Origin of the sequence: Methylobacterium brachiatum (assembly GCF_900113845.1) — a bacterium.
GTDB classification, from domain to species: Bacteria; Pseudomonadota; Alphaproteobacteria; order Rhizobiales; family Beijerinckiaceae; genus Methylobacterium; species Methylobacterium brachiatum.
In genome coordinates this window covers 169,725-188,863 of record NZ_FOQW01000012.1, presented here as the reverse complement: position 1 = coordinate 188,863, position 19,139 = coordinate 169,725, and the positions used below count along the sequence as shown (strand labels likewise).

Annotated in this window: 19 protein-coding genes; 5 read left to right on the top strand and 14 right to left on the bottom strand. The window is 70.1% G+C overall.

What is annotated here, in order from left to right; translation table 11 throughout:
* Positions 1-121 precede the first annotated feature (121 nt).
* Positions 122-388 (top strand): hypothetical protein, encoded by a 267-nt coding sequence (locus BMZ47_RS17455; RefSeq protein WP_091863571.1) that lies wholly within the window; start codon positions 122-124, stop codon positions 386-388.
* A gap of 40 nt (positions 389-428) precedes the next feature.
* Here the strand turns inward: BMZ47_RS17455 and BMZ47_RS17450 are convergent, their stop codons facing one another.
* Both BMZ47_RS17450 and BMZ47_RS17445 read right to left on the bottom strand, forming a co-directional pair.
* Positions 429-878, bottom strand: a complete 450-nt coding sequence (locus tag BMZ47_RS17450; RefSeq protein WP_007565209.1) for a Ros/MucR family transcriptional regulator — start codon at positions 876-878, stop codon at positions 429-431.
* 251 nt (positions 879-1,129) lie between these two features.
* Entirely contained in the window at positions 1,130-2,212 is a 1,083-nt protein-coding gene (locus BMZ47_RS17445; protein ID WP_425285072.1) for a YeiH family protein, read from the bottom strand.
* Positions 2,213-2,358: 146 nt separating this feature from the next.
* Here BMZ47_RS17445 and BMZ47_RS17440 point away from each other — a divergent pair, with 146 nt between their 5' ends.
* Positions 2,359-2,601, top strand: a complete 243-nt coding sequence (locus BMZ47_RS17440; RefSeq protein ID WP_007565213.1) for a hypothetical protein — start codon at positions 2,359-2,361, stop codon at positions 2,599-2,601.
* 14 nt (positions 2,602-2,615) lie between these two features.
* Here the strand turns inward: BMZ47_RS17440 and sorB are convergent, their stop codons facing one another.
* From sorB to BMZ47_RS17380, 12 genes are all read right to left on the bottom strand, one after another.
* Positions 2,616-2,942, bottom strand: coding sequence for a SorB family sulfite dehydrogenase c-type cytochrome subunit (gene sorB / locus BMZ47_RS17435; RefSeq protein WP_091863569.1), 327 nt, complete (start codon positions 2,940-2,942; stop codon positions 2,616-2,618).
* An 11-nt stretch (positions 2,943-2,953) separates the two neighbouring features.
* Entirely contained in the window at positions 2,954-4,156 is a 1,203-nt protein-coding gene (sorA, locus tag BMZ47_RS17430; protein WP_091863568.1) for a SorA family sulfite dehydrogenase catalytic subunit, read from the bottom strand.
* 168 nt (positions 4,157-4,324) lie between these two features.
* Positions 4,325-5,317: an Ldh family oxidoreductase gene (locus BMZ47_RS17425; protein WP_007565220.1), complete on the bottom strand. Its 993-nt coding sequence runs from the start codon at positions 5,315-5,317 to the stop codon at positions 4,325-4,327.
* A gap of 54 nt (positions 5,318-5,371) precedes the next feature.
* Positions 5,372-6,295 carry an ABC transporter permease gene (locus tag BMZ47_RS17420; protein ID WP_091863567.1) on the bottom strand — a complete coding sequence of 308 codons (924 nt, stop codon included), beginning with the start codon at positions 6,293-6,295 and terminating at the stop codon, positions 5,372-5,374.
* Positions 6,288-7,058: an ABC transporter ATP-binding protein gene (locus BMZ47_RS17415; RefSeq protein ID WP_007565223.1), complete on the bottom strand. Its 771-nt coding sequence runs from the start codon at positions 7,056-7,058 to the stop codon at positions 6,288-6,290. The genes BMZ47_RS17420 and BMZ47_RS17415 overlap by 8 nt, the downstream gene beginning before the upstream one ends.
* Before the next feature lie 300 nt (positions 7,059-7,358).
* Positions 7,359-8,498 carry an amidohydrolase/deacetylase family metallohydrolase gene (locus tag BMZ47_RS17410; protein WP_091863615.1) on the bottom strand — a complete coding sequence of 380 codons (1,140 nt, stop codon included), beginning with the start codon at positions 8,496-8,498 and terminating at the stop codon, positions 7,359-7,361.
* A 37-nt stretch (positions 8,499-8,535) separates the two neighbouring features.
* Positions 8,536-9,540 (bottom strand): ABC transporter ATP-binding protein, encoded by a 1,005-nt coding sequence (locus BMZ47_RS17405; RefSeq protein WP_244536850.1) that lies wholly within the window; start codon positions 9,538-9,540, stop codon positions 8,536-8,538.
* 262 nt (positions 9,541-9,802) lie between these two features.
* Complete coding sequence (locus BMZ47_RS17400; protein ID WP_039903295.1) at positions 9,803-10,816, bottom strand: ABC transporter ATP-binding protein; 1,014 nt, start codon at positions 10,814-10,816, stop codon at positions 9,803-9,805.
* Positions 10,813-11,787, bottom strand: coding sequence for an ABC transporter permease (locus BMZ47_RS17395; protein WP_208601065.1), 975 nt, complete (start codon positions 11,785-11,787; stop codon positions 10,813-10,815). The genes BMZ47_RS17400 and BMZ47_RS17395 overlap by 4 nt, the downstream gene beginning before the upstream one ends.
* Positions 11,784-12,725, bottom strand: a complete 942-nt coding sequence (locus BMZ47_RS17390; RefSeq protein ID WP_091863565.1) for an ABC transporter permease — start codon at positions 12,723-12,725, stop codon at positions 11,784-11,786. Before BMZ47_RS17390 ends, BMZ47_RS17395 begins: the two co-directional genes overlap by 4 nt.
* Before the next feature lie 264 nt (positions 12,726-12,989).
* On the bottom strand, positions 12,990-14,576 hold the full coding sequence (locus BMZ47_RS17385) for an ABC transporter substrate-binding protein (RefSeq protein ID WP_091863564.1): 1,587 nt from the start codon (positions 14,574-14,576) through the stop codon (positions 12,990-12,992).
* Between the two features lie 498 nt (positions 14,577-15,074).
* Positions 15,075-16,355 carry a polyhydroxyalkanoate depolymerase gene (locus BMZ47_RS17380; protein WP_091863613.1) on the bottom strand — a complete coding sequence of 427 codons (1,281 nt, stop codon included), beginning with the start codon at positions 16,353-16,355 and terminating at the stop codon, positions 15,075-15,077.
* Positions 16,356-16,648: 293 nt separating this feature from the next.
* On the opposite strand from BMZ47_RS17380, the gene BMZ47_RS17375 reads away from it, so the two are divergent.
* From BMZ47_RS17375 to BMZ47_RS17365, 3 genes are all read left to right on the top strand, one after another.
* Positions 16,649-18,034, top strand: a complete 1,386-nt coding sequence (locus BMZ47_RS17375) for an ActS/PrrB/RegB family redox-sensitive histidine kinase (RefSeq protein WP_007565232.1) — start codon at positions 16,649-16,651, stop codon at positions 18,032-18,034.
* A gap of 58 nt (positions 18,035-18,092) precedes the next feature.
* Complete coding sequence (locus BMZ47_RS17370; RefSeq protein WP_007565233.1) at positions 18,093-18,692, top strand: ActR/PrrA/RegA family redox response regulator transcription factor; 600 nt, start codon at positions 18,093-18,095, stop codon at positions 18,690-18,692.
* 118 nt (positions 18,693-18,810) lie between these two features.
* Positions 18,811-19,044 (top strand): hypothetical protein, encoded by a 234-nt coding sequence (locus BMZ47_RS17365; RefSeq protein WP_007565235.1) that lies wholly within the window; start codon positions 18,811-18,813, stop codon positions 19,042-19,044.
* The last annotated feature ends 95 nt before the right edge of the window (positions 19,045-19,139 follow it).

Below are 19,139 nucleotides of genomic sequence, written 5' to 3'. Positions count from 1 at the left end.
CCCGCTTCGGGCCATCCGGTAAAATGCCGGCATTGTCGAGGGCAGAGCGCCCCGGCGGATCTACGGCCGACCGCAACGTCCGTCCCCGCTCGAACCTCGAACGCGGACGGGGACTCTTGACGTGTCGTTCTCAGCCAAGCCCGATGATCCTCAGCCCTCGCGCAGGCGGTCCCTGCCGGACGGGCAGCCGTCCCGGCGCCAAGGATCGGCGCACCGGGCGGGCCGCAGGGCCAACACCGGCAACCGCCGCGCGGGCAAGCCGGAGGCTGTCGCCGAGATCGTCGGCGCTCGGATCATCTACCTGAGCTGGGCCCAGACCTTCGGACGTCCGCCCCGGGCGCGGTTGCCCGGGATGATCGCGCGCATCCTGCCGTTCCGCCAGCGGTAACCGGCGACCGGAGGAAACCGCTGATCGGCGGAGGCGCCGGTCAGCCTTTGGTGCCCGTCCTGCGCTGATCGGCGCGGGCACCCGGAACGCCGAGGCCGATCGCCTTGGCGAGGGCGGAGCGCTGCGCGGCATAGCCCGGCGCGGTCATCGGATAATCCGCCGGCAGGCCGTAGCGCTCGCGGTAGCGCTCGGGCGTCAGGCCGTGGGCCGTCAGGTGGCGCTTCAGCGTCTTGTACGACCGGCCGTCGATGAAGCTGATGATGCCGTCCTGCTGGACCGACTTGCGGATCTGGGCCGCGGTCGGCGGCTCGATCACGGGCTCGACCTCCACGGGCGGCTTGCCGTCGAGATTGACCAGGGCGCCGTGAACGCTGGCGATCAGCTCGGGCAGCGCGGTCGGCGGGACGGGATTGTTCGAGACATAGGCGGCGACGATGTCGCCGACCAAGACGGCCAGTTCGGCGCTGCTCTCGGGGATCGCTTCGGGCACTGCGCAAGTTCCAGTCTAAGATTTCGTTCGTGACACCACGGTTCCAAAGCAAAAACCGTCGCAGTGTCAAGATGCTTTGTTCAGCCGATCCCGATTCGCGGCAGCATTTTAATGCAGCCTCTAAGGAAAACACGTTTCCGACAGAGTGTTTTCACTGCGTCCGCCCCGCGATTTGCTGGGCCTGTCCCGATCAGATCTGCAGAAAATCCGAAATACGAAACTCAGAACGCAGTATGCTTCTGTCCACGGTCTCAACCGATCCCGAGTCCGCGGATGAGACCGAGGCTGACCGCGACCAGGACGGCCAGCGAGGCGGTCACCGCCAGGGTGACCCGGCCCCCGACGCGGGCGAGCACGCGCACGTCGACCCCGAGACCCAGGGCCGCCATGGACAGGACCGTGAGCACGCCCGCGAGCTGCGTCAGCGGCTTGACCGCCGCATCCGGGATCAGCCCGAGGGAGCGGGCGGTGGCGAGCGCCAGGAAGCCCAGGATGAACCAGGGCACCAGCTTGGTCAGGCCGGGACGGGGCTTCGGGCCGGTCGCTTCGAGCCCGGCCTCCTGGGGCAGGCGCGGGGCGATCAGCGAGAACGCCACCACCACCGGCCCGAGCATCAGCACGCGCACGAGCTTGACCAGGGTGCCGACCTGCGTGGCGAGCAGGCTCACCGGCACGGTCGCGGCCAGGACCTGCGGCACCGCGTAGACGGTGAGCCCGGCCAGCACGCCGTACTGGTGATCGCTCAAGCCGGCGAGCGGCACGAACAAGGGCAGCCCGAGCACCATCAGCACGCCGAGCACCGCCGTGAACGCGATGGCCGCCGCGATGTCCTTGGGCTGGGCCCCGATCACCGGCGCCACCGCGGCGATGGCCGAGTTGCCGCAGATCGCGTTGCCGCAGGCCACCAGGATCGCCATCCGGGGCGGCAGGCCGAGGGCCCGGCAGATCGCGACGCTGGCGCCGATGCCGATCACCACGGTGCCGACGATGCCGGCGAGCAGGGCCGGTCCGGAGGCCAGGATCGCCCCGAGACTGAGGGAGGCGCCGAGCAGGACGACCGCGACCTCGAGGAGTTGCTTGGCCGAGAACGCGATGCCGGTGCGGAACCGGGCATCCGGGGTCCAGGCGGTGCGCACGGCGATGCCGATCAGGATCGCCAGCACCAGCGCCTCGACATAGGGGTGGCCAGCGATGCGCTCCTCGAGCGCCTGCGCGGCCATGGCGACGGCGGTGATCGCCGCGCACAGGCCGAGGCCCGGCAGCACGGAGGCACCGGTTCCGTCCCGCACGGCCGCGCCGGTTTCGCCCGTCCGGGACGAGGTTTTTGAGCTCACGCCGGTCGCTCCGTGGTCGACACTCAAGCAAAGGGAAGAAAACGTTTGCCGCGAACGCGCAAGAGAGAAGGACACTCTACGACGCGAGAAAACTTCGGAAGACGCGTCCATTGCGGTGCGAGGGTCCGAGCGCGACATTCACTCTCATGCGCACCACCCCGAACACCCGGTCGACGACGATGGCGTTCGACCCCTTTGGCGAGCCCGTCGCCGAAGGCGTGGCGAACGCTTGCCCGACCGCGTCCGGCGACCGGACCGCCCGTCGGGTCGGCGGCGCCGTGTTCTGGACGCTCGCGCTGGCGATCCTGGCCGGGCGCGTCTACGCCTACGACATGCCGGCGGTGGAAAGCGTCGCCTCCTACGCCGCGCAGGTCGTCGCCCTGCGCTGAGGCGCGGTCGTCACTCAATACGTATCGGCCAGGTAGGCCGCGATCGCGCGGCCATCCGCCTCGTCGATCGGGGCGTGGTAGACCCTGATCATCTTGGTCACCTCCGCATCCCAGAACGCCTTGCCGCGGCCCGGCGGCTGCGTGGCGATGTAATCGACCGAGTGGCAGGTCTGGCAATTGGCCTGCGCCGCCGCGAAGCCCCGGCCCTGGCTGCCCCCCTCCCCGTCCCGGGGCGCCTTCAGCTCCGCGGTCGGATCCGGCACGGAGTAGCTTCGCGGTGCCGACAGGGCGGTGCCCGCGATCAGGCCGGCGGCCAGCGATCCGACAAGAAGCGCGCGCATCCCGTTCCCCTTCACGCCACCCGGACCCGGGTGGTCTCGACCCCGTTGCGCATGTAGCCGGATGGGTTCCAGCGCGACTCCATCGGCTGCGTGCTGCCGTCGTTGGCGGTGGCCCGGACCCGGATCGCGCGCGGCCCCGGATTCAGATCGAGATCGAGCGACCAGGGACGGAACGCGTAGGGGCCGAGATCCTGCCCCAGGGCCGCCGGCATCCAGTTCCGGCCATCGTCGGTGGAGACCGCGACGGCCTTGATGCCGGAGCCGCCGTCGAACGCGATCCCGCGCAGATGCGCCTTGCCGGCCCGGATGTCCGCGCCGTCGACGAGGTTGGTCAGGAACGACCGCACATTGAGGCGCCCGATCGGCACCGTGGCGGCGGCCGCCTGGCCGGGCTCCGTGCAGGCGCACGCATTGTCCGGGATGCGGTAGGCGCTCTTCATGAAGAAGCCGTCGAAGGGCGTGTCGCGGACCGTGATCGCGTTCAGGTGCTTGACCCAGTAGGTGCCGTAGAAGCCCGGCACCACGAGGCGCAGCGGAAAACCGTTGAGCCAGGGGAGGTCTTCGCCGTTCATGGCCCAGGCCAGCATCACCTGCCCGTCGCGGGCATGGTCGAGGCCGAGCGCCTTCACGAAATCCGGGGTCTCGGGCAGGACCGGGCCGTCCATCCCGTCGAACGTCACCTGCACGGCGCCGGCCTTCACGCCGGCCCGGTCGAGCACGCTCTTCAGCGGCACGCCGGTCCAGCGGGCGCAGCCCATGGCACCGTTGCCCAGCTGGCCGCCGGCCATGCGCGGCTCGAAGAAGCCGCGGGAATTGCCCGAGCACTGGTTCACGGCCACGATCTCGGTCCGCCCGGGCAGGGCCTTGATCTCGGCCAGCGACAGGGAGACCGGGTGCTCGACATGGCCCGTCACCCCGAGCCGGAACGACTCCGGATCGATCTCCAGCGGGATGTCGGCCAGGTGGTAGCGCACGAAGAACGCGTCGTTGGGGGTGATCGCCCCCTCATCGAACACCGCGAACGGCGTCTCGAGCTGGGGCGGCCGGGCCGTATTCTGGAGAAGCGGGCGCTTGCCCGGATAGGTGACCAGCGGCCGTATGCCGTTGCCGAAGGGAAGCGTGACCTCCTCGGCCCGGGCCCGCGCCGGTGCCGCGACGGCCGCGAGCGCGCCGAGACCGCCCTGCAGAACCCGGCGCCTGTCGAGATCAGCCATCGTCGCGTCCTTCTTCCACCACCCTGGGAAACCGAACGATCTGCGCGCGGACGCTCCTCGATCCGACAATCCCGGGGCGGCCCTACCGTGGGGGTGTATCAGAATTTCGTCCGGCCGAACCGGCCTCTCCCGAGGCATTCGTGTTTCACGGGAAACATTGCGCCGCTTTCAGCCCAGCGCCGCGATCTCGGCCGCGAGGGCGTCGGGGACCGTCAAGCCGTCGCGCGCGGCGCGGCTGCGCAGATCGAGGCGCCGGCTTCCCGGCAGCCGGGCGCCGTCCTGATCCTCGATCGCTCCGGCCAGGACGGCGAAGCGCTCCGGCGCGTCGGAGCTCAAAGCCGTGGCGTCGATCGCCAGGATCAGTTGCCCGGTTCCGGGCGGGTCGCCCGCCGCGTCGAGGAACGAGCTGGCCTCCGCTGCGAAGCGCCCCCCGGTGAGTCCGGCAGCGAGCAGCTCCACCATCAGGGCGAGGGCCGCGCCCTTGGCGTCGCCGAGCGATACCATCGTGCCGTCGAGGGCGGCGGCGGGATCGGTGGTCGGACGGCCCTCGGCATCGAGCGCCCAGCCCTCCGGGATCGCCTCCCCGCGCTGCTTGGCGCCCACGATGGCGGCCCGGGCGACCTTCGACAGAGCCAGGTCGATCACGATCGGCGCGCGACCGGGCAACGGGCAGGCGAAGGCCAGCGGGTTGGTGCCGAACACCGCGCGGTTGCCGCCCCAGGGCGCCATAGCGGCCGGCGTGTTGGCGAACAGGATCGCGAGACATCCGGCCTCGGCCAGGGCCTCGACCGGCCGGCCGGCGGCGCCGCAATGATGCGAGCGCCGGATCCCGGCCGCCGCGATCCCCTGCCGGCGTGCCAGTTCGGGCAGCTCGGCCAGCGCCGCGTCGAGGGCCGGATAGGCGAAGCCGTGTCCGGCATCGATCGCCAGGAGCCCCGGCCGCGGGTGGGTGACGCTGACCGCGGCATCGCCCACGACCTTGCCGGTCCGCAGCTGCGCGGCGTAGCTCGGCACCCGCGACAGGCCGTGCCCCTTCAGGCCGTCCGCCTCGGCGGCCACCAGGGCCCGGGCGGTGCTGTCGGCCGCAGCCGCCGAGGCGCCACAGCGGCGGAAGGCGCCGGCCGCGAGGGCGTGCGCCTCCGCGAGGGACAGGATCGGCATGGTCAGGACTCCGGATGGCTGCGCGACATCACCCGACGCCATGCCGGACTTCGGTCAGGCCTGCATACCCCAACGCTGGATGGTCCGCCGCTCGATCGTCTGGAAGATCAGGTTCTCCACCACGAGACCGATCAGGATCACGGTGAGCAGCCCGGCGAACACGTTCGGGATGTCGAGCATGTTCTTGTTCTCGAAGATGAACCAGCCGAGCCCGCCCGCCCCGGACGAGACGCCGAACACGAGCTCGGCCGCGATCAGGGTGCGCCAGGCGAAGGCCCAGCCGACCTTCAATCCGGTGAGGATCGACGGGAAGGCCGCCGGGATCAGAATCTTGCCGATCAGCCGCGGTCCCGACAGCCCGTAATTGCGCCCGACCATCCGGAGCGTCCGGCTCACCGACAGGAAGCCGGAATGGGTGTTGAGCGCGATCGCCCAGGTCACCGAGTGGACCAGGACGAAGATCAGGCTGCCATTGCCCAGACCGAACCAGATCAGCGCCAGCGGCAGCAGCGCGATGGCCGGCAGGGGGTTGAACATCGAGGTCAGGGTCTCGAGGAAATCGGTCCCGATCCGCGACGCGATGGCGATGCCGGTGAGCAGGGTCGCCAGCACGATGCCGGCGGCGTAGCCCATCAGCAGCACCTTCAGCGAGCTCCAGGCCCGGGCCGGCAACGTGCCGTCGGCGACCGCCCGGAAGAACGCCTCCATGGTCGCCGAGAAGGTCGGGAACAGCAGGTCGTTGTCGAGGTAGCGCCCGTAGGCCTCCCAGATCCCCGCCAGCAGGACCAGGATCAGGATCTTGCGCAGCCAGGCCTGGTTGTAGAGCCGCTCGAAAGCCGAGAGCGGCTTCTCCACCACCGGGGCGCCGTGGGCGTGGCCGGTCTCCCGCACGATCTCGGGGCGGACCGGCTCCGCGGCGGCGGCCGGCCGCGGCGGCACGGCGGTCGGAGCCTCGCTCAGAAGGGGGGCGCTAGACATTCTCGGCCTCCTGGATCTCCTCGGAGAACAGCATCTGCTGGATGCGGTTCTCGAGCCGCAGCGCCGCCTCCGGGGTGGCGGCGCTGTTGAGCTCGGCCTTGACCTCACCGGGATGGGGCGAGAGCAGGAGGATGCGGGAGCCGACCTTGATCGCCTCGGGGATCGAGTGCGTCACGAACAGGACCGTGAAGCGTGTCTCTTCCCAGAGCATCAGCAGCTCGTCCTGCATGCGCCGCCGGGTGAGCGCGTCGAGCGCCGCGAACGGCTCGTCCATCAGCAGGATATCGGGCTCCATCGCCATGCCGCGGGCGATGGCGACGCGCTGCTTCATCCCGCCCGACAGGGTGTGCGGGTAGCTGTCGGCGAATTTCGTCAGGTTGACCTTGTCGATGTAGAGGTTGGCCCGCTCCAGCGCCTGGCGGCCTTTCAGCCGGCCCGAGGCTTCGAGGGCGAAGACCACGTTCTGCCGGACCGTCTTCCACGGCAGGAGCTGGTCGAATTCCTGGAACACCATCATCCGGTCGGGCCCGGGCTCGGTCACCGGGCGGCCTTTCAGCCGGATCTCCCCCTCGGTGGGGGCCATGTAGCCGCCGACCGCCTTGAGCAGGGTCGACTTTCCGCAGCCGGACGGCCCGAGCAGGACGAACCGGTCTCCGGGCCAGACCTTGAAGCTCACCCGGTAGGTGGCCGTGACGAGGTGCTCGGGCGTCTTGTAGCGGAGCGTGACGCCGTCGACCTCCAGCAGAGGCTGACCCGTACCCATCCATCCTCCCTGGCGCCGCAGCTTGAGCCGCGTGTCGCTGATGGCCCGGAGATGGTCCGGGCCTCACGGGAAAGTGTAGGGTCGGCGAGGAGAGGCTGTAAAGCGGCGTATTCTTGATAAACCAGGATTGCTGTCCGGATCAGCCCGATTGTTTCGTCTATCCCGGTCTGCCGCTCAGGGTCGGGAATATCCAACAGAGCCGTTCCCGGCGGGCAGCCGAAGGGGCGTCTCTCGTACATCTCCCGGCCGAAGCGCCCGTTCGATGGTCCCGCACCGTCATGGCGAGCGTGCCTCCCTATCTCAAACCGGGTGCCACCACCGGCCCCGCAGCACCACGCCCTCGGAAAAGATCCGCTGGGCGCCGGTCATGTGCTCGCCCCTTGTGTCCACGTAGTCGAACGCGCCGTCCCGGACCGACAGCACGGTGGCGTCGCCGAGCGCGCCGACCTTCAGGGTGCCGTATTCCATCCGCTTGAGCGCCACGGCGGCGTTGACCGTGGAGGCGGCGATGACCTCGTGCAGGCTCATGCCGAGACAGAGCATCTTCGACATGGTGGTGACCTGGTCGAAGGCCGGGCCGTCGATGCAGAGCTGGTGCACGTCGGACGAGATCGTGTCCGGCAGGAAGCCGCCGGCCAGCATGGCCCGGGCGGTCTTGAACGCGAACGAGCCCTTGCCGTGGCCGATATCGAACAGCACGCCCCGGGCCCGGGCGTCGCGGAGCGCCGGCTTGACCGCGCCCTGCGCGGTCACGGGGGAATTCGGGAACGGCCGGAAGGCGTGGGTCAGCACGTCGCCGGGGCGCAGCGTGGCCAGCACCTCCTCGTAGCTCGGCGGCGGCTCGTCGATATGGGCCATCAGCGGCAGGCCGGTCTCTTCCGCGACCTGGAGGGCGATGTTGAGCGGCGCGGTGCCCTGGTCCCCGGAGGAGTTGCGCCCGACCCGGACCTTGATGCCGACGATCACGTCGCGGTTGGCCTCGGCCACCTCCACCGCCTCGCGGGGCGCCATGAGCTGCGGGTCCCTGCTCTCGCCGACCATGATCGTCTTGGAGAAGGCGAAGATGCCGGCGAACGACACGTGAAGGTAGGCGAGGATGCGCGCCTCCGAGCGGTCGATCACATGCTTGCGGAAGCCGGCGAAATTGCCCGGCCCGGCGCTGCCGGTATCGACCGAGGTGGTCACCCCGGAGGTGCGGCAGAATTCGTCCGCATCGATCCCGATCGAGGTGCCGCCCCAGTAGACATGGGTGTGCAGGTCGATCAGCCCCGGGGTGACGATGGCGCCCGCCATGTCGCGGACCTGCGTGGCGGGTCCGGCCGGCAGGTCGCGGCCGAAGCCCGAGACGCGACCCTCCGCGAAGGCGACGTCGCAGACGCCGTCATGGTTCTGCGACGGGTCGATCACCCGCGCGCCCTTCAGGATGAGGTCGTGATGCACGGTTGTCTCCAAAAGCCGTCTGCAGGGATCCGATCCGTCAGGCCGCCTGGGCCGGCACGGCCGCGTCGTTGAGGTGGCAGGCGGCGAGGTGGCCGGCGCCCACGGGATCCAGGGTCGGCTCCTCGACCCGGCAGCGGTCGAAGGCCTGCGGGCAGCGGGTGTGGAAGCGGCAGCCGCTGGGCGGGTTGATCGGGCTCGGCACGTCGCCCTTGAGCACGATGCGGGTGCGCCCGGCCCCGGGCTCCGGGATCGGCACCGCCGAGAGGAGCGCCTGCGTGTAAGGGTGCTTCGGGGCCAGGAACAGCTCCCGGCGCGGGCCGATCTCGACGATCTTGCCGAGATACATCACGGCCACCCGGTGGGTCATGTGCTCGACGATGGCGAGGTCGTGCGAGATGAACAGCATGGCGAGGTCGAGCTCGCGCTGCAGGTCGCGCAGCAGGTTGACGATCTGGGCCTTCACCGAGACGTCGAGCGCCGAGACCGCCTCGTCGCAGATGATCAGGTCCGGCTCGGCGGCGAGCGCCCGGGCGATGCCGATGCGCTGGCGCTGGCCGCCGGAGAATTCGTGGGGCCAGCGCCCCAGGGCCTCCCGCGGCAGGCCGACCCGCTCCATCAGGGCGGCGAGCTTCGCCTCGAGGTCGGCCGAGCCCTGGGCCAGGCCGAAATTGCGGATCGGCTCGGCCAGGATCGCCCGCACCCGCATCCGCGGGTTGAGCGAGGAGAACGGGTCCTGGAACACCATCTGCATCCGGCGGCGCAGCGGCCGCAGGGTGCCGGCCGAGAGGTCGTCGATGCGCCGGCCCGCCAGCACCACCTGCCCGGCCGTCGGGGTGTAGAGGCGCATCAGCGCCTTGGCGACCGTGGACTTGCCGCAACCGGATTCGCCGACCAGCGAGAGGGTCTCGCCCCGGTCCACCGTGAAGGACAGGCCGTCCACCGCCTTCAGCACCCGGGCGGACCGGCCGAACAGGCCGCCGCCGAGGGCGAAGTGCTTCTTGAGGTCGTTGACCTGGAGGAGCGTGCGGGCGGTCGTGGTCACGGGCAGCCTCCCAGGATCGCGTCGACCCATTCCCCTCTGCGGGCAGGAAGGCTCTCACCGCGCCTTGTGTTGGCGATGACGTACCCCCTCTCCCGGGCGGGAGAGGGTTGGGGTGAGGGATACGCCCTCTCCGGACAAACCTGTCCCCTCACCCTGTCCCTCTCCCGCACGGGAGAGGAGACCCGCGCCGCATCCGGCATCCCGTGAATTCGACGGCCGCTGCGAAGGCGAAGGGATTCTGCGCCAGCCAAGTCACAAACGATCATGCCGCGAGGGCGTCCTTGGGCGCGTAGTGGCAGGCGGCGAGGTGGGCCGGGGCCTTCGGCTCCAGAGCCGGGGCGTAGGCGCGGCACAGGTCGGTCACGTCCGGGCAGCGGCCGGCGAAGACGCAGCCCTCGATCCGCTGCTTCAGGCTCGGGACCATGCCGGGGATCTCGGCGAGCCGCTCGGTGGCGCCGTGCTCGACCGCGCCGAGCTTGGGCACCGCCCCCATCAGCCCGCGGGTGTAGGGGTGGCGCGGCGCCCGGAACAGGTCGCGGACCGGCGCCTCCTCGACCTTCCGGCCGGCATACATCACCACCACCCGGTCGGCGACCTCGGCGACCACGCCAAGATCGTGGGTGATCAGCATGATCGCGGCGCCGACCCGGCGCTTCAGGTCGCGCATCAGGTCGAGGATCTGCGCCTGGATGGTCACGTCGAGCGCCGTGGTCGGCTCGTCCGCGATCAGGAGCTTGGGCGAGCAGGCGAGCGCGATGGCGATCATCACCCGCTGGCGCATGCCGCCCGAGAGCTGGTGCGGGTATTCCCGGACCCGGCGCCCGGGCTCCGGGATGCCGACCAGCGTCAGCATCTCCACCGCCCGCGCCTCGGCCTCGCGCCGGCTCAGGCCCTGGTGCAGCCTTAAGGTCTCGCCGATCTGGCGGCCGACGGTCAGCACCGGGTTCAGGCTGGTCATCGGCTCCTGGAAGATGACGCTGATGTCGTTGCCGCGGATCTTGCGCATCGCCTTCATGGGCAGGTCGAGGAGGTTCTGGCCCTCGAACCGGATGGCGCCGGCGATGCTGGCCGGCGGCTCGGGCAGGAGCCGCAGGATCGACATCGCGGTCACCGACTTGCCGCAGCCGGATTCACCGACGATCGCCAGGGTCTCCCCGGCCTGGATCGCGAAGGACACGCCGTCCACCGCCCGGTTGGCCCCGTCGGGGGTGCGGAAATGGACCTGCAGGTTCTCGATGGAGAGGAGGGGTACGCCGTTCACGCCGGGGCTCCTCATGCGTCTTTCGCCATGCGGGGGTCGAGGGCGTCGCGCAGGCCGTCGCCGACGAGGTTCACCGCGAGCACCGTCATGGACAGGAAGATCGCCGGGAACAGGATGATGTAGAACTTCACCTGCCAGAGGGCCCGGCCCTCGGCCATGATGTTGCCCCAGGACGGCGTCGAGGGCGGCACGCCCGCACCGATGAACGACAGGATCGCCTCGGTGATCATCGCGGAGGCGCAGATATAGGTCGCCTGCACGGTCATGGGCGCCAGGGTGTTGGGCAGGATGTGGCGCCAGATGATCGCCGGCATGCGCGTGCCCGTGGTCACGGCGGCCTCGACATAGGGCTGCTCGCGCAGGGACAGCACGACGCCCCGGACCAGCCGGGCGACCCGGGGGATCTCCGCGATGGTGATCGCCACGATCACGTTCTGGACCGAGCCGCGGGTGAGCGCCATCAGGGTGATGGCCAGCAGGATCGGCGGGATCGACATCATGCCGTCGACGATCCGCATCACGATCCCGTCGAGCCAGCGCACCATCCCGGAAATCAGGCCGACCGCGAGCCCCGCAACCGAGGCGAGGAGCGCCACCGAGAAGCCGACCAGCAGCGACACGCGGGCGCCGTAGACCACCCGCGAGTAGATGTCTCGGCCGAGCATGTCGGTGCCGAACCAGTACTGGGCCGAGGGCACGCGGGTGCGCTTAGCCGGGGCCAGGGCGGTGGGATCGACGGTGCCGAGATAGGGGGCCAGCACCGCCATCAGGAACACGACCAGCAGCAGGATCCCGCCGACCACGATGGTCGGGTGGCGGCGGACATAGGTCCAGACCGGCCCCCGGCGCTTGCGCGCCGGGATCACGTCCGGCATCGGCGTGGCGACGGCGATGCCCGCGGGGGGCGGCCCCTTGGGCGGCGCGTCCTTGAGCGACGGGTCCCGGGCGAGGGGCGGACCGGAGAGAGGCGCGACGGTCGCGGTCAATAGCGGATCCTCGGGTCGAGCAAGGTGTAGAACAGGTCGATGGCGAGGTTCACCAGCACGTAGACGAAGCTGAACAGCAGGACGACGCCCTGGATGACCGGGTAATCGCGCCGCAGGATCGCATCGACCGTGAGGCGGCCGAGCCCGGGGATCGCGAAGACCGTCTCGGTGACCACGGCGCCGCCGATCAGCAGGGCGATGCCGATGCCGATCACGGTGACGATCGGCACGGCGGCGTTCTTCAGGGCGTGGATGAACAGCACCGGCCCCTGCGCCAGCCCCTTGGCCCGGGCGGTGCGGACGTAATCCTGGCTCAGCACGTCCAGCATGGTCGCCCGCGTCACCCGGGCGATCAGCGCGATGTAGACGAGGCCGAGCGTTACCGCGGGCAGGATCAGGTTCGCGAACCATGGCCACAGGCCCTGCTCGATCGGCGTGTAGCCCTGCACCGGCAGCCAGCCGAGCTCGAGGGCGAACACGTAGGCGAGCACGTAGCCGACCACGAAGACCGGCACCGAGAAGCCCAGCACCGCGAGTCCCATGACCAGCCGGTCGATCAGGCTGCCGGCCTTCCAGGCCGCCACGACGCCGAGCGGCACCGCCACCACGATGGCCAGGATCAGGGTGACCAGCATCAGCGACACGGTCGGCTGCACCCGCTGGCCGATCATCGTGGTGACCGGCAGGTTGGTGAAGATCGAGGTGCCGAGATCCCCGTGGAGGATCTGCCAGGACCATTCGCCGAACCGCACCAGGAACGGCCGGTCGAGGCCGAGCGAGGCGCGGATGCGGGCGACGTCGTCCGGCGTCGCCTGGTCGCCCGCGATGATCGCGGCCGGATCGCCGGGGGCGAAGTAGAGGAGGCTGAAGACGAACAAGCCGACCACCGCCATCACCGGGATGGTGGCCAGGATGCGCCTGCCGATATAGCCGAGCATGGGTCCTCCGCTATGTCGTGGGCTGGGTGTTGCGGTGGGCTCGACGCAGTCCCCTCCCCCCTTTGCGGGGGAGGGTGGCCCCCGAAGGGGGTCGGGAGAGGGGAGCGGCGGCGCAGGACGAAGTGGTGGCCTTCATGAAGGCTGCACCCTTCCCGGCAGCCGGGCTCCCCTCTCCCGACCCCTGCTGACGCAGGGGCCACCCTCCCCCGCAAAGGGGGGAGGATGTGCGCGGCGCGCGTGCCGACATGACAACCATCCGCCCCATCACGCCTTCGACACGCCCCAGGTGAACGGGATCGGCCCCTTCACGACGCCCGAGACGCTCTTGCGCCAGGCCTGGTAGCCGAGGAAGAACCCGGTCGGGACGTAGACCACGCCCTCGCAGGCGGCGGCGTTGACCTTGTCGATGGCGGCCTTCTCGGCGGCCGGGTCGGCCGCGTCGAACCATTCGGCGATGGCCGCCTCCACGGGCGGGACGTTCGGCCAGCCGAACCAGGCCTTGTCGCCGCTGGCCCGGACCGCGGGGTAGCCCGCCGGATTGATGCAGTCGGCGCCCGCGTGCCAGGTGTGGAACATGTTCCAGCCGCCCTGGCTCGGCGGCGCCTTGGAGGCCCGGCGGGTGCCGGTGGTGCCCCAGTCGGTGGCGACGAAATCGACGTTAAAGCCCATCTGCTTCAAGAGGTCGGCGGTGATGTCGCCCTGCGCCTTGGTGATCCCCTGGTCCTGGGCCACGATGCAGACCACCGGCTCGCCCTTGTAGCCGGCTTCCTTGAGCAGCTTCTGGCCGAGCTTGAGGTCGCCCTTACCGACATGGGCGCCCCCCGCCTCGCTGTAGAGCGGCGTCCCCGGCGTGAAGAAGCCCGGTAGCTTCTTCCACAGGCTGTCGTCGTCGCCGACGATCGCCCGCATGTAATCCTCCTGGTTCATGGCGGTCATGACCGCCTGACGGATCTTCGGGTTGTCGAAGGGCGGATACAGGTGGTTCATCCGGAACGACCCGACATTGCCCAGCGGATCGGCGATATCGACGTTGAGGTTGGCGTTCTTGCGCAGGAGCGGCACGAGGTCGGAGATCGGGTTCTCCCACCAATCGACCTCGCCGTTCTGCAGGGCCGCCGAGGCGGTGGCCGCGTCCGGCATGATCACCCACTCCACCCGGTCGACCAGGATGTGCTTGCCCCCGGCCAGCCAGGAATTCGGTTCCGCGCGGGGCTTGTAGCCGGCGAACTTCTGGAACACGGCCCGGGCGCCCGGCACCCATTCGTTGCGCACGAAGGTCATCGGGCCCGAGCCGACATATTCGGTGATCTGCGTGAACGGGTCGGTCTTGGCGATCCGCTCCGGCATGATCAGGGCCATCGGGGCGTTGGTCTTGCCGAGCGCGTAGAGGAGCTTCGGGAAGGGCTTCTTGAGGCGCCAGCGGAACAACCGGTCGTCCACGGCGGCGAGGTCGTCCTGGATCCCGCGGATCATCAGGCCGATCGGGTCGCGGGCCATCCAGCGGGTCAGGCTCGCCACGACATCCTTGGCGAGCACCGGCTCGCCGTCATGGAATGTCTGGCCGGGGCGGAGCCGGAAGGTCCAGGTCAGCTGGTCGCCCGAGACCTCCTCGGATTCGACCATCTGCCGCTGCGGCTTCAGCTGCGCGTCGACCCCGTAGAGCATGTCCCAGACGAGGGTGCCGGCATTGCGCACGACGTATTGCGTGCCCCAGATCGGATCGAAATTGGCGAGGTTCGCCTGGGGCACGAAGCGCAGCACCTTGGCGCCCTGCGCCACGGCCGGCATCGCGATCTGCGGCGCTGCCAGCCCGAGTGCGGCCGAGCCCTTGAGGAAGGTCCTGCGGTCCATCGTGATCTCCCTGGCCGGCGGGATTGCGATCCCGGCTACCGGCCCGCACCCCGGGTGCGCCTGTGACTCGGTCGACGGAAGGCTTCGGTCCCGTATCGGGGCCGGAGCGGGCTGGCATTTCACGCGATCAGCAGCATGCGCCAGTTCCCTGCTGCCGCAAGACGGTTTTGGAGATTTGAATTCTAGTTATCCGCATCCTGTTCGCGCGCGCCGTCGTCCGGCCGGATGCAGGCCGGCAGGGGACACGGATGGGCGTCGGGGGATCGGCGGTCGTCATGCTCACGGGCGCTGCCTCGCAAGCCTCGCGCCACCGTGAGGGGAAGAGAATTCAAAATGCAGCGCGACCGCCCGGCAGGACGGGGCGGGAGCGCAAGCTCACGAAAGGGATTTCAGAGGGCTCTCAGCCCTTTCGTGGGGCTCGGTGCGGCGTCACCCGGAGGCCAGGGCTCCGCCCTGGACCCGCGAAAGGTCTCGGACCTTTCGAAACCGGGACTTGCCTCAGCTGACCTGGCGCAGGTGCGAGCCGGCCTCCGCCGGTTGGGCGCGGATGAAGGCGGCGATCCGCGGGGCGATGACCGTCCGGTAGCGGGAACCGTTGAACACGCCGTAATGCCCGACGCCCGCCTGGAGATGGTAGGCCTTGCGGGATTCGGGCAGGTTCGGCGTCAGCTCGAGGGCCGCCTTGGTCTGGCCGACCCCGGAAATGTCGTCGTTCTCGCCCTCAACGGCCAGGATGGCGCAGCGGCGGATCGCCCCGAGATCGACCGGGGTGCCGCGGTGGCGCATCTGCCCCTTGGGCAGAGCGTGGTCGACGAAGACGGTCTGCACGGTCTGGAGGTAGTACTCCGCGGTGAGATCCATCACCGCCAGGTACTCGTCGTAGAATTCCCGGTGCTTCTCGGCCGAGTCGCCGTCGCCCTTCACCAGATGGTCGAACATGTCCGAATGGGCGGTGACGTGGCGGTCGAGGTTCATCGCCATGAAGCCCGACAGCTGCAGGAAGCCCGGATAGACCCGGCGCCAGGCCCCCGGATAGATCGGCGGCACCAGGCTGATCGTGTTGCGCTCGAACCAGGCCTGGCCGCGCTCCTGGGCGAGGCAGTTCACGGCCGTGGGTGAGCGGCGGGTGTCGATCGGGCCGCCCATCAGGGTCATCGAGGCCGGCACGGCCGGATCGCCCGCCGGATCGGCCTTGGCCTCCATGAGCGCCACCGCGGCCAGAACCGGCACCGCCGGCTGGCACACCGCCATGATGTGCAGGTCCGGCCCGAGGATCGCGAACATCTCCTGCAGGTAGTCGATATAGGTGTCGAGGTCGAAGCTCCCGAAGGTCAGCGGCACCATCCGGGCATCGGTCCAGTCGGTGATGTAGACCCGGTGGTTCGGCAGCATCGCCTCCACGGTGCCGCGCAGCAGCGTGGCGTAGTGACCCGACATCGGCGCGACGATGAGCAGCTTGGGCTGCGGCTCGGCGGGTGGCGTGAGGAAGGCGCGCTCGAACGCGACCAGGCGGCAGAACGGCCGCTCCCAGACGACGCGCTCGCTGACCGGGACCGCGATCCCGTCGACCCGCGTCTCGGTGAACCCGAAGGCGGGCTTGCCGTAGCGGCGCGTGGCGCGCTCGAACATCTCGCAGCCGGCGCTGATCGCCCGGGCGTAGGGCCCGTAGGCCAGGGGATTGCCGGGCATCTGGAGGGCGTGGCGGGTCAGGTCCGCGGCGACCCGGGCCGGCGCCATCAGGGCGCGGGCGCCTTCGAACATCGCGTAAGCCAGGAGCATCGCCACCTCGCGGTCTCGAATGCCGCCCGGGGCCGACCGGGACCGGTCCGCCGCGGGACGACACACCATCCGGGCCGCCGACATCCGGCCTGCGCGCGGAGCCTGCTGCAACCCGCCGCGTAGGATAAGGTTCCACCCTGAACGATCACGGAACATCCCCCGCCCCGGGCGACTTGCCCGTGACCACGCCCTCGGCGCGACGGATCCGGCGGCCCGCTCCGGATCCGGTGCCGCGGTACCCATCTTGAAAATCCGCGCCGGCGCGGCCCGACCGGCGCTCCACCGATAACCCCATGCCCGATAGCGACCTCAACGGCCTCGTCCGCAACGCCCGCCACCTCCGGCTCGACACCTTCGTCCGCCTGCGCTGGCTCGCCATCACCGGCCAGAGCGCCGCCGTGGTCGGCGCGCAGTTCGGTCTCGGGCTGGCGCTGCCGTTCGGCTGGTGCTTCCTGGTGATCGCGACCTCGTCCTGGCTGAACCTGGCCCTGCGGATCCGCTTCCCGGCGAGCTACCGGCTGAGCGACGATTCCGCGGCGCTGCTGCTCGCCTTCGACATCGTGCAGCTCGCCGCGCTGCTGTTCCTCACCGGCGGCCTTCAGAACCCGTTCTCGCTGCTGTTCCTCGCCCCCGTGCTGATCTCCGCCACCGCGCTGCCGCCGGAGCGGACCCTGGCGCTCGGCCTGCTCGCCGTGGGGCTGGCGACGCTGCTCGCCCTGGTGCACCGGCCGCTGCCCTGGTTCTCGGACGGGCGGATCGAATTGCCGTTCCTGTACGTGTCCGGGGTCTGGACCGCGATCCTGCTCGGCACCGCGTTCACGGGCGTCTACGCCTGGCGGGTCGCCGAGGAGACGCGGCTCCTCGCCCAGGCGCTCGCCGCCACCGAGCTGGTGCTCGCCCGCGAGCAGCACCTCTCGCAGCTCGACGGCCTCGCGGCGGCGGCTGCCCACGAATTGGGCACACCCCTCGGGACCATCATGGTGGTGACCAAGGAGCTGATCCGCCAGCTCGGGCCCACCGCCTCGCCGGCGGTGGCCGAGGACCTGAACCTGCTGCGCGAGCAGGTCGACCGCTGCCGCGGCATCCTCGGCAAGCTCACGTCCCTGGATGGCGACGGGGTCGGCTTCCTGGAGACCGTGACGTTCAGCCATCTCGTAGAGGAGCTGGTGGCCCCCCAGCGCGCCCTCGGAGCTGTCTTAGAAATCTCCAGCCGCGGTGACGGCCCGGAACCGGCCTGCCGCCGCAACCCTGGGGTGATGTTCGGGCTGGCCAACATCCTCGACAATGCCGTCGACTTCGCCACCTCCCGCGTCACCGTGGAGGGCCGCTGGACTCAGGAGCGGGTCTGGATCGAGATCCGCGACGACGGCCCGGGCTTCTCCAGCGAGGTCCTGCTGCGCGCGGGCGAGCCCTACGTAACCACCCGCAGCGGCGACCGCCCGCAGACCGGCGGGACCGTGGGCGCCGGCCTGGGCCTCGGCCTGTTCATCGCCAAGACCCTGATCGAGCGCTCGGGCGCACAGCTCGCCCTGATGAACGTCTCGGCGCCGGACGCCCATGGAGCGATCGTGCGGGTGTCCTGGGCCCGGCACATCTTCGAACGGGGTGCAGCCCCGCGCCATTCGCCGGAACTCAATATCGGCGCGCCCCTGCCACCGCGCGATGTCGTACCTATATGAGGATCAGACCGAGAACTGACTGAGTAATTCCCTTACGAAAACCCGAAAGGAGTGCCGGATGCTGACGCAGCCCGGGACCACGGCAGCGATCGATCCCGCCGTGATCAACGAAGCCGATCCGCTCGCCGCCTTCACCGACCGCAGCCTGCTGATCGTAGACGACGACAAGCCCTTCTCGACGCGGCTCGCCCGCGCCATGGAAAGCCGCGGCTACCATGTCCAGGTCGCCGACAGCGTCGCCGACGGCGTGTCGGCCGTCGAGGCCCGTCCGCCGGCCTTCGCGGTGATCGACATGCGGCTCGGCGACGGCAACGGCCTCGACGTGATCGCGCGCCTGAAGGAGCGGCGCCCCGACGCGCGCGGCGTGATCCTCACCGGCTACGGCAACATCGCGACCGCCGTCACGGCGGTGAAGCTCGGCGCGTTCGACTATCTCGCCAAGCCCGCCGACGCCGACGAGATCCACGGCACGCTGATGGCGCAGCCCGGCGAGAGGGCCGACCCGCCGGAGAACCCGATGTCCGCGGACCGGGTCCGCTGGGAGCATATCCAGCGGGTCTACGAGCTGTGCAGCCGCAACGTCAGCGAGACCGCCCGGCGCCTCAACATGCACCGGCGGACGCTGCAGCGGATCCTGGCCAAGCGCGCCCCGCGCTGAAGCCCGGACCCACCGATCCCGGGTCCCGCGGTTGCATCCCCCCTCCCCGGTGGGCTAGCTGCGCGGGTCCCGGGCGCATTTCGTCCGGGGCCTCGCAATCGACCGGGGGACGAGTCTCGTGAACGGGCGCAACGCCATCACCATCGTGAGCATGATGGTCCTCGTCGGCACGGAGGTTTTCGCCGTCGCCATCGCGGCCGGCTGGGCTCTTGCCGGCCTGTTCGACCTCGGCGACCGGGTCGGCCATGTGCTGATGGGCGTCTTCAGCCTGTTCGCGGCCTGGATCATGCTCCAGCTCTGGCGCCGGGCGACCAGCATCGAGCCGATCCGCACCCGCGCCACGTCGCGGTAGCCGGATTGGGTGTGTCGCCGGGCCCGTGCCCGGCACGGCGTTCGACAGGCCGGCGGCCTTCCTGCTAGGGAACGCGCGACGGCCGCCCGTGTAAC

Bases quoted from the DNA above. Each gene is read 5' to 3' on its own strand.
- BMZ47_RS17440 (WP_007565213.1), top strand. From the start codon at position 2,359: ATGCGCACCACCCCGAACACCCGGTCGACGACGATGGCGTTCGACCCC.
- sorB (WP_091863569.1), bottom strand. From the start codon at position 2,942: ATGCGCGCGCTTCTTGTCGGATCGCTGGCCGCCGGCCTGATCGCGGGC.
- sorA (WP_091863568.1), bottom strand. From the start codon at position 4,156: ATGGCTGATCTCGACAGGCGCCGGGTTCTGCAGGGCGGTCTCGGCGCG.
- BMZ47_RS17425 (WP_007565220.1), bottom strand. From the start codon at position 5,317: ATGCCGATCCTGTCCCTCGCGGAGGCGCACGCCCTCGCGGCCGGCGCC.
- BMZ47_RS17420 (WP_091863567.1), bottom strand. From the start codon at position 6,295: ATGTCTAGCGCCCCCCTTCTGAGCGAGGCTCCGACCGCCGTGCCGCCG.
- BMZ47_RS17415 (WP_007565223.1), bottom strand. From the start codon at position 7,058: ATGGGTACGGGTCAGCCTCTGCTGGAGGTCGACGGCGTCACGCTCCGC.
- BMZ47_RS17400 (WP_039903295.1), bottom strand. From the start codon at position 10,816: ATGAGGAGCCCCGGCGTGAACGGCGTACCCCTCCTCTCCATCGAGAAC.
- BMZ47_RS17390 (WP_091863565.1), bottom strand. From the start codon at position 12,725: ATGCTCGGCTATATCGGCAGGCGCATCCTGGCCACCATCCCGGTGATG.
- BMZ47_RS17385 (WP_091863564.1), bottom strand. From the start codon at position 14,576: ATGGACCGCAGGACCTTCCTCAAGGGCTCGGCCGCACTCGGGCTGGCA.
- BMZ47_RS17380 (WP_091863613.1), bottom strand. From the start codon at position 16,355: ATGCTCCTGGCTTACGCGATGTTCGAAGGCGCCCGCGCCCTGATGGCG.
- BMZ47_RS17375 (WP_007565232.1), top strand. From the start codon at position 16,649: ATGCCCGATAGCGACCTCAACGGCCTCGTCCGCAACGCCCGCCACCTC.
- BMZ47_RS17370 (WP_007565233.1), top strand. From the start codon at position 18,093: ATGCTGACGCAGCCCGGGACCACGGCAGCGATCGATCCCGCCGTGATC.